Source organism: Pseudoalteromonas 'SMAR' (assembly GCF_048515945.1).
In the GTDB taxonomy this organism is placed as follows: Bacteria; Pseudomonadota; Gammaproteobacteria; order Enterobacterales; family Alteromonadaceae; genus Pseudoalteromonas.
This window is the reverse complement of sequence record NZ_JBLWMW010000033.1, coordinates 35,270-48,461: the sequence shown is the minus strand read 5'-3', so window position 1 is coordinate 48,461 and position 13,192 is coordinate 35,270. Positions and strand designations below refer to the sequence as shown.

The following is a 13,192-nucleotide window of genomic DNA, read 5'->3' as shown; positions in this document are numbered from 1 at the left end:
TAGGGAGAATCGAAAACGATGCAACCCCTTTTTTAAAGAAAACTTAGAAAAACAGGTTGTTTGCACACAATTCATCCGAAAACTAGTAAAAAGTATAGTTTTACTTCTTATTTTGTGCTTTTTGTAGACTAGAGATTTCATTCTCAAGGCTCTACACTGATAGCAACGATAGAATTAATAGGTTATTTAATGATGCTCAGAAGTTATAAAGGAAAGCGACCACAGCTTGGAGACGGTGTTTACATCGATGAGTCTGCAGTATTAGTGGGTGATATTGAGATCGCTGAACACAGCAGTGTTTGGCCTCTAGTCGCGGCACGCGGCGATGTTAACTTTATTAAGATTGGCAAAAGAACCAATATTCAAGATGGTAGCGTGCTGCACTTAACAAGAAAAAGTGCTGCAGTGCCTGAAGGCTACCCTCTCATCATCGGTGATGATGTCACTGTCGGCCATAAAGTGATGCTCCATGGCTGTAAGCTAGGTAACCGTATATTAGTAGGCATGGGTGCTATTGTTATGGACAATGCGATTGTCGAAGACGATGTCATCATCGCCGGCGGCGCTCTAGTGCCACCGAACAAAACCTTAGAATCAGGCTACTTATATGTCGGCAGCCCTGTCAAACAAGCCAGACCGCTGAGCGAACAGGAGCTCAACTTTCTCAAAGTATCAGCACAAAACTATGTTGAACTTAAACAAGATTATCTAGAGGAAGTCTAGGATTACCTCGCCTTCAGAGCTAATCATTTCGTCCTCAATAAGTTGCTCGGCCTGCATTTCATAGTCAAACTGGTGCTGAGCAAAATGTTCTAAAGCCTGTTGTTGTGGCAGCTTAGTGATTACCTTACAAATAATAAGCTGACCACTCGCCATCGCGGTAAAACGTAGTTCCCCTTGGTGATAACTGACATCATCGTTAAACAAGATGGCTTGATTCATTATGCACCTCTAAGCAGTTGCACACTGGCAGTGGTATCAGGGCGTACCCCACGCCATAGATAAAAGGCTTCTGCAGCTTGCTCTACCAACATGCCAATGCCGTCAATCAGTTGGGCTTGGCGGTTATGTTGTGCCACCCACTGAAGAAAACTGGTCTGCTGCGTGCTGTAAAACATATCATAAGCCACCTTACAATCTGCAACCACATTAGAGTCTAATGCCGGCACCTCACCATTTAAGCTCGAGGAGGTGGAATTAATAATGATATCAAAATCGCTATTCGATACTGCTTCTAGGCTGCTGGCTGAAATATTGCCAAAGCCCTGGAATTGCGTTGCCAGTTGCTGTGCTTTCTCTTCCGTGCGATTTGTCACCCAGATCTGTTTCACTCCAGCTTGAAAGAGTGGATATATACACCCTCTGGCAGCGCCACCGGCACCAACTAGCAATATGCTTGCTCCTGAAAGCGTCACTTGGTGATTTAGGAGGTCTTGAACTAAACCCTCACCATCCGTGTTATCACCACTAATTGTGCCATTGTCCTCTTTAAGAAGGGTGTTCACAGCTCCAGCTAACGCAGCACGCTCACTTAAGCTATCGGCAAACTGATAAGCTTGCTCTTTAAAAGGCACAGTTACATTCGCTCCACGACCACCTTGAGCAAAAAACGCGGTTACCGTTTGCTGAAACTGCTCTAGTGGAGTAAGTATTGCCTCATAGCTTAATTGCTGTCGACATTGTTGTGCGAATTGCACATGGATCGCAGGAGATTTAGAATGCTTTATCGGATTGCCGAAAACCGCATATTTATCCATAGTTAAAGAGCGCCTTATAAAGAGTCATTATGAAGCAGTTAATAAAACGCATCTTCAATAAAGATGCAACCTCAGAAGCAACAAATAGTGCCCCATCACCACAAGAAACGCCTTACGAAATTATTGGTGGAGAACAAGGGACTCGCAATTTAGCCAACCGCTTCTATGACATTATGGCAACAGATCCTTATGCTAAGCCACTATACGAAATGCATCCACAACCATTGGATCGGATCCGTTTAGTGTTTTTCGAGTTCTTATCCGGCTGGCTCGGCGGTCCTGACTTATTTGCTGAAAAGTATGGTCACCCTAGATTAAGAATGCGCCATATGCCCTTTGCCATCGACCAAGATTTGCGCGACCAATGGATGCACTGCATGAACAAAGCGCTAGATGAAGAAGTGGATAATCCGCTATTAAGAGAAGGCCTAAGAAAGTCACTAGCCCAACTGGCCACCCATATGATCAATCAAGAGTAGTATAAAACTATTAGATAGTAAGGATTACAGCACTGTTTTGCGCTAGGTCAAATCACCATCTACACTAGAGCAGCATAATGTTTGTTCTTATAGTGAACAGGTGCGATGCGTGTGAAGTCTATCCAACATAAAATATATGCCCTACTGGCGGTGACCGGCATACTGGTGCTGATTGCAAGTATTCTTAGCAGTAGTAGTCAACAAAAAACGTTGGCCGAAGAAACCGTCGAGAGCAACATCAAATTACTTGCGGATAACTACTTTGACTCTATCAACACCATGATGCTGACCGGCACCATGGCCAACCGAGAGATACTCAGTGAAAAAATCCGTAATCACCCAAATATCGAAGATGCTCATATTATTCGCTCAGAGTTAGTGAATAAACTGTATGGTCCCGGCAATGCCAACCAATCACCTAGCTCAGATGCTGAATATGCCGCATTAAACGGCAAAGAAACCCTCGTGATAGAGCAACGCGATGGTAACCGGATCATGACCTTCTTAAAGCCGATGGTGGCATTGGAAGATTATAAAGGAACCAATTGCCTCGGTTGCCATCAGGCCCAAGAAGGCGATGTGCTGGGTGTAGTAAGAATTAGTTACTCCCTAGCAGAAATAGACAGCACCGTGCATAACAACACTTGGGTAAGTACCGCCTTGTTGTCAGCTATTTTTATCACCACCTTTGTGCTCTTAGGGGTGTTATTTCGCAAACTCTTTATTGTGCGCCTAAAAACCTTGGGTCGCACTATGCGGCTGGCCACCAGCAATAAGGATCTATCTTTACGAATTGACGACGACGTGGATGACGAGCTCGGAAGACTGGCCAATAACTACAATAAAATGATGGACAGCTTCAAAGAAAATATCTCGCAGCTGTCTCACTCTTCGAAGGTATTAATTAGTTCAGCTGAATCTATCTATGCCTCAGCAGAGACCACTGAGTTGGCTATCCAAGAACAAAAGCAAGGAACTGACTCGGTAGCCGCGGCTATTAATGAGCTGGAAAGCTCTTCCAGTGAAGTGAAAAACACCACTCACTTTGCATCTGAGAAGTCAGACAGCAGCAACCACTTGGCAGAAGAGAGTATGGCGGTTGCTAATCATACAGAGCAAAGCATTAACCAACTCGCGCAAGATGTCCGCCAAGCAGCCGAGCAAGTATCACAGCTGCAAGCGCAAACATTGGAGGTGGGCAAAGTGCTTGAGGTGATCAGTGCTATCGCCGAGCAGACCAATTTACTGGCGCTCAATGCCGCCATTGAAGCTGCGCGGGCCGGTGAAGCGGGCCGAGGTTTTGCCGTGGTCGCCGATGAAGTGAGAACTCTGGCCACCAGAACCCATGACTCGACTGATGAAATCAGAAGAACCATTGATAAGTTACAAACCGAGGCAGAGCAAACCGTTGCGGCCATGAGTGCCTCTTGTGAAGAAGCCGATGAACGCGCAGGACAAGTGAAAAAAGTGGCTCAAGCACTGAAAGACATATCAACGCAAATGCATGAAATAAATGCTTTAAACTTGCAAATAGCCGATGCCACTGAACAGCAAAACCTTGCAGCAGAAGAAATTAATCGCAGCGTTGTTGCCATCAGTGATAATGCTGAAACCTCGCTCGTTGATGCCCATGGCTCGAAACAGATCAGTGAAGAGCTACTAACACTGGCCAGAGATCTGGATGAACAGGTAAGAGGATTTAAACTCAACTAACGGGTAATAAATAAGGAGCCAAAAGGCTCCTTATTTATTTAACCAGTCTCTGGGAGTTAAAAACTCGTTTAACCTTGCCTCTGCGGATCCGGGCTCAGGCTGGAAGTCATATTCCCAACGCGCAAGCGGTGGCATCGACATCAAAATAGACTCAGTGCGCCCACCTGTTTGCAAACCAAATAAGGTGCCACGATCCCAAACCAGATTAAATTCGACGTAACGACCTCGGCGGTACAACTGGAACTGTCGCTGTTGTTCACCATAGGGCGTATCTTTACGCTTAGCGATAATAGGTAAGTAGGCGTCCAGAAAGCCATTCCCTACCGCCTGCATAAAGGCAAAACTCTTATCAAAGCCCCACTGATTTAAATCATCGAAGAATAAACCACCTACGCCTCGGGTTTCCTTGCGGTGTTTCAAATAGAAATAATCATCACACCATTTTTTATAGTCATCATACACCTGCTCACCAAATGGCGCACACAAATCCGCTGCAACTTGGTGCCAATGTTGAACGTCCTCCATTTGCGGATAAAATGGAGTTAAATCAAAGCCGCCACCAAACCACCAAATCGGTGCTTCACCTTCTTTCTCGGCAATAAAAAACCGCACATTGGCATGGCTGGTAGGAATATGGGGATTTTTTGGGTGGATCACCAAGGACACACCACAAGCATGAAAGCTACGTCCTGCTAATTCCGGTCGGTGAGCCGTGGCTGAAGCGGGCATTGAGGCACCAAAAACATGGGAGTAGTTCACTCCCCCTTGCTCAATCACATTACCATCGCGGATAACGCGGGTACGACCGCCCCCACCTTCTTCTCTTTGCCAAGCATCTTCAACGAACTTGGCGCCACCGTCAGCTTGCTCAAGACCTTGGCAAATATGGTCTTGCAGCTGTAATAAAAAGCTTTTTACTGTTTCTAAATTTACTTGACTCATAGTAATTATGTTCCTCGGATCACTTTGCCTGTCATGGCGTCCTTGATTACGCTGGGGCTCGAATGGCTGCCTAAAGGGCCGTCAACATAGTAGCCGACTTGATCAGCAAATAGGGCTTTGGCTTGGGAGAGTGACGTCACAGGCATCTCACCGCTGAAATTGGCGCTGGTAGAGACAATGGGTTTTGCAAATGCTTGGCATATACGCTTCACCACCGGGTGCGCAGTTACTCGAATGGCAATCGTCTGGCGACCACCGGTAAGCCAACGCGGCGCTGAAGCCTTAGCAGGAAGCAACCAAGTTACGGCACCAGGCCAACTAGAAAATATCTCAGCGCGTTTGTGCAAAGGAATATGTTCATCTGCAACGTAAGGCAAACACTGAGAATAATTATCAGCAATTAGGATCAAACCTTTACTTAGCGGCCGCCCTTTTAGCTGCAACAGGTGCGCAACGGCGGCTTGGTTATCAGGGTCGCACCCTAAGCCAAATATAGCTTCCGTGGGGTAGCAAATCACAGCCCCGTCAGTTAATGCCTGTTCGACGCTGAGTTGATTAGCAACTTCGAGCGAGTCGCCATTTGCAGTAGTACTCACGCTTTGTCCACGACCTTTTGACATGATTTTTGCGGACATTGTAGCACAGCCTTGCCAGCTCGGGTCTTCTCCACCAGCACTGGCCAACCGCATTGCTCACAAGTTTGCGCAACGGGCGGGTAATTCAGTGTGTATTTGCAACTGGGGTACTTATCGCAGCTGTAAAAGTGCTTACCAAACTTATTCTTGCGCTGTGTCAGTTGCCCAGTTTGGCATTTCGGGCAATCAGGCAAAGCCTCGGGCTCAGGTTCTTCCTCATGACCAATATAATGACACTCAGGGTAGCCAGTGCAGCCAATAAACATACCGTAGCGACCATTTTTTATGACTAAGTCCTTACCACACTCAGGGCATGCCACGTCTTCAAGCACTTTGATCACATGGCTATCATGATGGGCAATAGCACGGGTGTAGTCGCACTGGGGGTAACTGGCACAGCCAATAAACGGTCCGCTTTTACTGTTTTTTATCACCAGCTCAGAGCCACATTGCGGACAAACTTCATACTCTTTTTCAAGTGCATGTTTGTCAGCATTAAATAGAGCATGATCAATTTTGCTCATTGGTCCTCCCACCCTAGGTACTTTTCAGCGCCTAATATAATCGCCTAGTCTAGTGGGTCAAGGAAATTGCCAATTAATTCAGCAATTATCTATATTCTGCTGCTTAGTGCACCACGGTGGCAGGCTCAGTAAAAATTAAGTCTTCCATTTGCGCGTAGGCGTGCTCTTTGCCGGGCACGTTGAATAGCACCATTAAAATCACCCATTTTAAGTCATCTAAGCTAATGTAGGTTTTATCTAACGCAAATAATCTATCCATAACCATTTCTCTTGTGGTGCCATCGATCACGCCAATTTGCTCCACAAACATCAAGAATCCGCGGCTTTGCACATCTAACATATTGCACTCAGATTCCGTGTAAATTCGCGTTGCGTGATCGGGCTTGGCATTAAGGTAAGGATACTCATCGCTGTGCTGAAGATCAGCGAGTTGTTCAAGCCAGTCTAGTGCTTTGTAAATTTCACCCTGACTGAAGCCGGCGCGGAGGAGTTCATCGGTGAGCTCATTCTGTTCAACAAAGATTTCTGACTCACTATGAATATAGTTTTCAAATAAATACATTAAAATATCAAACATCTTCTTAACCCCTCGCGAGTTTTATGTAGCCGTCTAAGACACGCTCTACTTTATCTTCGAGTTCTAGGTCCAGTAATCTTGCTACTACTTGCTCAACTGGCCACTGGGTCCTTTGCGTTAAGGTGTCTACCGATGTCACCTCAAAACCAAGGTTTTCTAATACTGGGCAGCACTCCTCATTTTGCTCATCACTTTCTATACTATATAGACTGTTTTCACAAAAAAAGCTCACCTCTTCTAAAATATCCTCAACGTTTTCGGTCAGTTTTGCGCCTTGTTTAAGTAAATAATGACACCCTGTTGCTAGCCTATTGCGGATCGAACCTGGGATAGCAAACACTTCTTTATTTTGCTCCAAAGCGTATCGAGCGGTGATCAGAGAACCACTTTTAATTTCCGCCTCCACCAATAAAACACCTAATGATAAGCCTGATATAATCCGGTTTCTTCGCGGGAAATTATGGCTACTAGCTGCGGTACCAGGTAAAAACTCACTCACTAACAACCCTTGCTCAGCGATCTCTTGGTACAGCGTTTGATGGCGCTTGGGGTATACTTTATCGACACCAGTACCCAGCACCGCTATGGTTTTCCCCTGCGCCGCTAATGCCCCTTGATGAGCCGCGCCATCGATACCGCGAGCCATACCTGAGGTCACAACTAAACCACTGCGGCATAACCCGTGGGCAAACTCGTACGCTAATTGTGTGCCAGATTGAGTAGAGCTACGGCTACCGACAATGGCGATTTGCGGTTGCTGTAATAATGCAGTATCACCGTAGCAAAAGAGAATTAATGGCGGGCTAGCGATTTCGCGCAAAAGTGGCGGATACTGGGCATCAAAATAACTGATAGTGATGATGTTTTGCTGCTGACAGCGCGAAATGATTTGTTCCACTTGGTGCCAATTGCATTTTGCAATTCCTTGGGCACAGGCTTCGCTGAGGCCCATGGCGCTAAGCTGCGCCTTGGAGAGGCTAAACAATTTGTCGAGTTCAATTTGTTGCAATAATGCCGTGATGGTTTTGATGCCCATTCCAGGACATAACATTAGCGCCAGTGAACGCGCTAAATTTGAGTGCTCCATATTCGCTCCTTGTTGTTGGCTGTAGCGCCAGGAGCGGTAGCACTCTATTGAGTTTACTCGCGCCCCATTACCTCTACGCTATCACCAATCCTAACTGGCTCCGAGGTTCTGACCACCATGGCGTAACTAAGCTTGTCGTATACCTTAAACACCATCACCTCGCCCACTTTTTCCTTGGGCATATGCCAAACTACGCTGTCATCGTCGTTTTCTTCACCAAACCATGACCCTACCTCGGTCATCAGCTTTTCTAGGCTAGAAGCATCTTCGATGTAACGTGGCCCATGCTGCCCTTCTATCACTGTAGGCGATTGCTTCCAGATATCAAGAATGTGCCCCTCTTGCAGCTGTTCATTACGACCAACATTGAGTACCACCACACTCATGGTACTAAACTCACGCAGTTTATTATCACTGGCAATGATTTTACCCGTGGTGGCTTGCTCTGGCCGAGTCATGGCAAACTGAGCAGGGAAACTTTGCCCTGTAGCAATCGGCATAACAATGTCACCCGCTTTCACTTCTTGCTTAACGCTATCCAGTAACAATCTGGCGGGTCTACCATTTGCCAGGTTCCCTTGCTCTACAACGCGCCCAGAGCCCACCAATACCGCTTCAATGCCCAGCTTTTCGTTACTGTCGGGATCGGTGTAAACCTCACCTTTACGATAAATGGCATAGTGCCCGCCAAGAACCAGATCAGCTTTAATGTACAGTAAGTGCCCTTCGGTTTTCATTTTGACGTTTTTATTCGCTCCCAAGACGATGGGATGAGCACTGAACTGTTCTTCGCTAAGGGTTTGCTCAAAGCGTAAGAAAGGTTCCATAAGAGGAAGCGGTAAGGTCGGAATAGCGGTGCTTTTTTGCGATACCACTCGCGCTTGTGGTGACAGCTTTTTAAACTGCTTTTCCACCGTCAGTATCGGATTTCCCTCACTGTCATAACGAAGTTTGAGGTTATCACCTGGGTAAATCAGATGGGGGTTTTTAATTTCTGGATTCCATTGCCACAACTGCTTCCACTTCCAAGGAGAGCGTAAATACATTTTAGAAATATCCCATAAAGTATCCCCTTTTTTCACCACATAACTTTTTGGTGCCTGAGCATTCAGCGCCAAGGTATCCGCTTGAGTGGAGAAAATAGTACAGCTAGCGATCATTAATGCAGCAAAAGGATATTTCATGATGGCTTCCTTGAGGTTATTTTTGTTTATTATCCACCAAAACCTGTTAAAGGGGAACTTGAATGGCTAAAATAAGACCATACACTCGCTTACAACAGCTTACACCATAAATTGAGTTAGAGAAATTATGGCCAAACTAGAAGTTTTAAGATTCCCAGATGAGCGTTTGCGCACCGTCGCAAAGCCAGTTACAGAAATAAATGACGACACCCGCCAGATAGTCAAAGACATGCTGGAAACCATGTATGATGAAAACGGCATTGGTCTGGCAGCAACACAAGTTGATATTCATCAGCGTATTGTGGTGATCGACGTATCAGAAGAGCGCAACGAGCCTCGGGTACTTATTAATCCTGAGATCACTAAGCGTGACGGTTCAACCACCAGCGAAGAAGGCTGTTTATCAGTGCCTCACTCATACGCCAAAGTCGACCGCGCAGAAACGGTAACCGTAAAAGCGCAGAATGAACAAGGTGAAGAGTATGAGCTTGACGCTGAAGGCTTGTTAGCGGTGTGCATCCAGCATGAGCTAGACCACCTGATGGGGAAACTCTTTATTGACTACCTATCGCCGCTGAAGCGCCAGCGCATTCGTAAGAAAATTGAAAAAGAAGCTAAGCTTGCCGCCAAGCTGGCTTAATCATCACTAACTGATTTTAGGGTATTTCGTGAGTAATCCTTTACGCATCGTTTTCGCTGGCACGCCTGATTTTGCTGCCCGCCACTTAGACGCGCTTATTCAATCACAACATCAAGTCGTTGCCGTTTACTGTCCGCCAGACCGCCCAGCAGGACGCGGAAAGAAACTAAAAGCCTGCGAAGTTAAACAACTGGCACAAGCACATGACCTTCCAGTATTGCAGCCGCAGTCATTAAAAACGGCTGAAGCACAAGCCGAGCTTGCCACGCTCAATGCCGATGTAATGGTGGTTGTCGCTTATGGGGTGTTATTACCAAAAGCGATTTTGGACACCCCTAAATTAGGTTGCTTAAATGTTCACGGCTCGATACTGCCGCGCTGGCGTGGTGCAGCCCCAATCCAACGTGCGATTTGGGCTGGAGATGCAGAAACTGGGGTTACCATCATGCAAATGGATGAAGGTTTAGACACCGGCGACATGCTTCATATTGCCCGCTGCCCGATAACCAACCAAGACACCAGTGCCGATTTGTATAATAAATTGGCCGAATTAGGTCCAGCGGCATTACTCGATACCCTTACAGCGCTCGCAAATGGTGAAGCCCAGGCGCAAAAACAAGACGATAACCTCGCCAACTACGCCAAAAAGCTCAGTAAAGAAGAAGCCAATATCAATTGGCAACAAAGCGCAGCACAAATAGAGCGTAGCATTCGCGCATTTAACCCTTGGCCAGTTTGCTTTACTTCTATGGCAGGCCACAGTGTCAAAATTTGGCAAGCCGAAGTGGTGAATGAGTCTGGCCAACCTGGTGAAGTGTTGCGTGCCGATAAACACGGTATTGTGATCGCTTGTGCTGAGCAAGCCCTCGCCATTCAATCACTGCAACCGCAAGGCAAAAAGCCGATGACAGCACAAGATTTTCTCAATGGCCGCGCCGATTGGGTCGCTGCCGGCTCTGTGGTAGGTGACGCGTGAGCAATGTTCGCGCCCTAGCCGCGCAAACCCTATTTCAAGTGGTTGATAAAGGCGCTTCACTCAGCACCCAGCTGCCACTAGCAGCAAGCCAGCTTGATGGCAAAGACAAAGCTCTATTACAACAGATCTGCTATGGTGTATTACGCTACTTGCCTTCGTTAGAACATTATTGCCAACAGCTTCTTGAGCAGCCGCTAAAAGGTAAGCGCCGAGTATTCCAGTTTTTACTGTATGTGGGTATTTACCAACTTCAACATATGCGAGTGCCAGCACACGCTGCCGTGGCAGAAACTGTGAATGCCCTAAGCATGCTAAGAGCGCCGGGCATGAAAGGCCTAATCAATGCCATTTTGCGCAACTTCCAACGCCAACAAGAGACACTTGAGTCCAGCGCAGCGGCTATTCCAGCTTGTTTATACAACCACCCCGGCTGGTTTATTAACAAACTAAAAGCGGCATACCCGCAGCAGTGGCAAACTATTCTCGAGGCAAACCAGCAACAAGCCCCAATGTGGTTGCGAGTAAACCAATCGCAATACAGCACGTCACAATATGCTCAACTATTGACGGCGGCTGGTATCGAATACGAGCTCGATGAAGACTATCCCGATGGCATTTTATTGCTCACCCCGCAAGATGTTTATAACCTGCCAGAGTTCGCCTCGGGTGCTTGCTCCGTGCAAGATGCCGCAGCACAAAAAGCAGCACGACTATTGGCACCACAAAAGGGTGAACGCATTCTTGATGCCTGTGCCGCCCCAGGCGGTAAGACTTGCCATATTTTAGAGCTAGCCGATGCCGAAGTCACTGCCATTGATGCTGACCCCGAGCGATTGCAGCGGGTACAACAAAACCTTTCACGTATTGGTTTGCGCGCCACCTGCCAACAGGGCGATGCCGCCGATCCTGATAGTTGGTGGGACGGTCAGCAATTTGACCGCATCTTATTGGATGTGCCCTGCTCAGCGACCGGTGTGATCCGTCGTCATCCCGACATCAAGTGGCTACGACGCGCCAGCGATATTGCCAATTTGGCGCATTTGCAAGCCCAGATCATGCAGAATATCTGGCCATTGCTAAAGCCAGGTGGCACACTGGTCTATGCTACTTGCTCGGTACTTCCTGAGGAAAACCAGCAACAAGTTGCGCAGTTCTTATCCGCGACACCCGATGCTGAATTAGTGCCACTGGGTGAACACAGCGAGCCGGGACTGCAACTGTTACCAGGACGAAACGATGGCTTTTACTACGCCAAGTTGACAAAACAACAATAGAAATCGACTGCAATCACTATGAAGATCATTATCTTAGGCGCCGGCCAAGTCGGCGGCACACTGGCTGAAAACTTGGTTGGTGAAGAAAACGAAATAACCGTCGTCGACATCGATGGCGAGCGCTTAAGAGAGCTGCAAGATAAGTATGACTTGCAAGGCGTAACAGGCCACAGCGCACACCCGGATATTCTACGCCAGGCAGGTGCTGAAGATGCCGATATGATCATCGCAGTAACCAGCTCTGATGAAGTCAATATGGTTGCCTGCCAGGTGGCCTACAGTATTTTCAATACCCCAACCAAAATTGCTCGGATCCGCTCCGAGCAATATTTAAAGTATCGGGAAAAGCTGTTTCATAATGACGATTTGCCGGTAGATCACTACATCGCTCCTGAACAACTGGTGACGCAATATATTCGCCGCTTGATTGACTATCCAGGCGCCTTACAGGTACTGCAGTTTGCCGAGGGCATGCTCTCTTTGGTCGCGGTAAAAGCCTATTATGGCGGGCTGTTAGTCGGCTATGCTTTATCGGCATTAAAAGAGCACATTCCTAATGTCGATACTCGAGTGGCAGCCATTTACCGCCAAGGTAAAGCCATTAAGCCACTGGGCACCACGGTCATTGAAGCCGATGATGAAGTGTTTTTTATCGCCGCCACTAAGCATATTCGCGCGGTAATGAACGAGCTACAAAAGCTTGAACGCTCGTATAAAAAAATCATGATTGCCGGCGGTGGTAACATCGGTGCTGGATTGGCCAGCTCATTGGATAAAAATCACAGTGTTAAACTGATTGAGCGTAACCAGTCTCGAGCCGCACAGCTGTCAGAAATGCTAGACAATACCGTGGTATTCAGTGGCGACGCTTCAGATCAAGAGCTCCTTTCTGAAGAGCATATTGAACAGGTTGATGTCTTTATTGCCGTCACCAACGATGACGAAGCCAACATCATGGCCGCCATGCTAGCGAAACGCATGGGCGTGCAAAAAACCATGGCACTGATCCAACGCGGTGCGTATGTAGATTTAGTTCAAGGCGGTGACATTGATATTGCCATTTCACCGCAGCAGGCCACCATTTCAGCGTTACTAACCCATGTGCGCCGTGGTGACATTGTTAACGTTTACTCGCTGCGAAAAGGCGCTGCTGAAGCCATAGAGGCGGTGGCACACGGCGACGAAAACACCTCCAAGGTAGTTGGCCGCGCCATCAGAGACATCAAACTACCGGTGGGCACCACCATTGGCGCCATCGTGCGCGATGAAGACGTGCTTATTGCTCATGATGACACGGTTATTTTATCTGGCGACCACGTTATTATGTTCCTGATCGATAAAAAACAAATTGGTGTGGTAGAAAAGCTATTCCAGGTCAGCGCCCTGTTTGTCTAGCTGGCCTTC

At 47.2% G+C, this 13,192-nt stretch carries 15 protein-coding genes; 7 read left to right on the top strand and 8 right to left on the bottom strand.

Going from position 1 to position 13,192, the window contains the following annotated elements; translation table 11 throughout:
* The first annotated feature begins 189 nt into the window (after positions 1-189).
* Positions 190-723 carry a gamma carbonic anhydrase family protein gene (locus ACNKW2_RS14000; protein ID WP_419149111.1) on the top strand — a complete coding sequence of 178 codons (534 nt, stop codon included), beginning with the start codon at positions 190-192 and terminating at the stop codon, positions 721-723.
* Here ACNKW2_RS14000 and ACNKW2_RS13995 read toward each other — a convergent pair.
* Positions 709-942 (bottom strand): DUF1488 family protein, encoded by a 234-nt coding sequence (locus ACNKW2_RS13995; protein WP_419149110.1) that lies wholly within the window; start codon positions 940-942, stop codon positions 709-711. The two genes, ACNKW2_RS14000 and ACNKW2_RS13995, sit on opposite strands and share 15 nt — an antisense overlap.
* Positions 942-1,757 (bottom strand): shikimate dehydrogenase, encoded by an 816-nt coding sequence (aroE, locus tag ACNKW2_RS13990; RefSeq protein WP_419149109.1) that lies wholly within the window; start codon positions 1,755-1,757, stop codon positions 942-944. The genes ACNKW2_RS13995 and aroE overlap by 1 nt, the downstream gene beginning before the upstream one ends.
* Before the next feature lie 29 nt (positions 1,758-1,786).
* On the opposite strand from aroE, the gene ACNKW2_RS13985 reads away from it, so the two are divergent.
* Both ACNKW2_RS13985 and ACNKW2_RS13980 read left to right on the top strand, forming a co-directional pair.
* Entirely contained in the window at positions 1,787-2,236 is a 450-nt protein-coding gene (locus ACNKW2_RS13985) for a group II truncated hemoglobin (RefSeq protein WP_419149108.1), read from the top strand.
* A gap of 105 nt (positions 2,237-2,341) precedes the next feature.
* On the top strand, positions 2,342-3,949 hold the full coding sequence (locus ACNKW2_RS13980) for a methyl-accepting chemotaxis protein (protein ID WP_419149107.1): 1,608 nt from the start codon (positions 2,342-2,344) through the stop codon (positions 3,947-3,949).
* A gap of 30 nt (positions 3,950-3,979) precedes the next feature.
* Here the strand turns inward: ACNKW2_RS13980 and hemF are convergent, their stop codons facing one another.
* The 6 genes from hemF to ACNKW2_RS13950 form a co-directional block, all read right to left on the bottom strand.
* Positions 3,980-4,891, bottom strand: a complete 912-nt coding sequence (gene hemF, locus ACNKW2_RS13975) for an oxygen-dependent coproporphyrinogen oxidase (RefSeq protein WP_419149106.1) — start codon at positions 4,889-4,891, stop codon at positions 3,980-3,982.
* Between the two features lie 5 nt (positions 4,892-4,896).
* Positions 4,897-5,487, bottom strand: a complete 591-nt coding sequence (gene tsaC, locus ACNKW2_RS13970) for an L-threonylcarbamoyladenylate synthase type 1 TsaC (protein WP_419149105.1) — start codon at positions 5,485-5,487, stop codon at positions 4,897-4,899.
* The gene (locus tag ACNKW2_RS13965; RefSeq protein WP_336568145.1) at positions 5,484-6,050 is read right to left on the bottom strand and encodes a DNA topoisomerase family protein; all 567 of its coding nucleotides are present in this window, start codon (positions 6,048-6,050) and stop codon (positions 5,484-5,486) included. The genes tsaC and ACNKW2_RS13965 overlap by 4 nt, the downstream gene beginning before the upstream one ends.
* Positions 6,051-6,153: 103 nt before the next feature.
* On the bottom strand, positions 6,154-6,627 hold the full coding sequence (locus tag ACNKW2_RS13960) for a DUF494 family protein (protein ID WP_336568143.1): 474 nt from the start codon (positions 6,625-6,627) through the stop codon (positions 6,154-6,156).
* Positions 6,628-6,631: 4 nt separating this feature from the next.
* On the bottom strand, positions 6,632-7,714 hold the full coding sequence (dprA, locus tag ACNKW2_RS13955; RefSeq protein WP_419149104.1) for a DNA-processing protein DprA: 1,083 nt from the start codon (positions 7,712-7,714) through the stop codon (positions 6,632-6,634).
* Between the two features lie 53 nt (positions 7,715-7,767).
* A complete protein-coding gene (locus ACNKW2_RS13950) occupies positions 7,768-8,898 on the bottom strand; it encodes a LysM peptidoglycan-binding domain-containing protein (RefSeq protein ID WP_419149103.1) in 1,131 nt (376 codons plus the stop codon).
* A gap of 127 nt (positions 8,899-9,025) precedes the next feature.
* Between ACNKW2_RS13950 and def the strand changes: the two genes are divergently transcribed.
* Genes def through trkA form a run of 4 tightly spaced genes read left to right on the top strand, consistent with a single transcriptional unit; the run spans position 9,026 to position 13,183 of the window.
* Entirely contained in the window at positions 9,026-9,538 is a 513-nt protein-coding gene (gene def / locus ACNKW2_RS13945; RefSeq protein WP_419149102.1) for a peptide deformylase, read from the top strand.
* Positions 9,539-9,566: 28 nt separating this feature from the next.
* Positions 9,567-10,514 carry a methionyl-tRNA formyltransferase gene (fmt, locus tag ACNKW2_RS13940; protein WP_419149101.1) on the top strand — a complete coding sequence of 316 codons (948 nt, stop codon included), beginning with the start codon at positions 9,567-9,569 and terminating at the stop codon, positions 10,512-10,514.
* The gene (rsmB, locus tag ACNKW2_RS13935) at positions 10,511-11,788 is read left to right on the top strand and encodes a 16S rRNA (cytosine(967)-C(5))-methyltransferase RsmB (protein ID WP_419149100.1); all 1,278 of its coding nucleotides are present in this window, start codon (positions 10,511-10,513) and stop codon (positions 11,786-11,788) included. The genes fmt and rsmB overlap by 4 nt, the downstream gene beginning before the upstream one ends.
* A gap of 18 nt (positions 11,789-11,806) precedes the next feature.
* Entirely contained in the window at positions 11,807-13,183 is a 1,377-nt protein-coding gene (trkA, locus tag ACNKW2_RS13930) for a Trk system potassium transporter TrkA (protein WP_336568135.1), read from the top strand.
* Positions 13,184-13,192 lie beyond the last annotated feature (9 nt).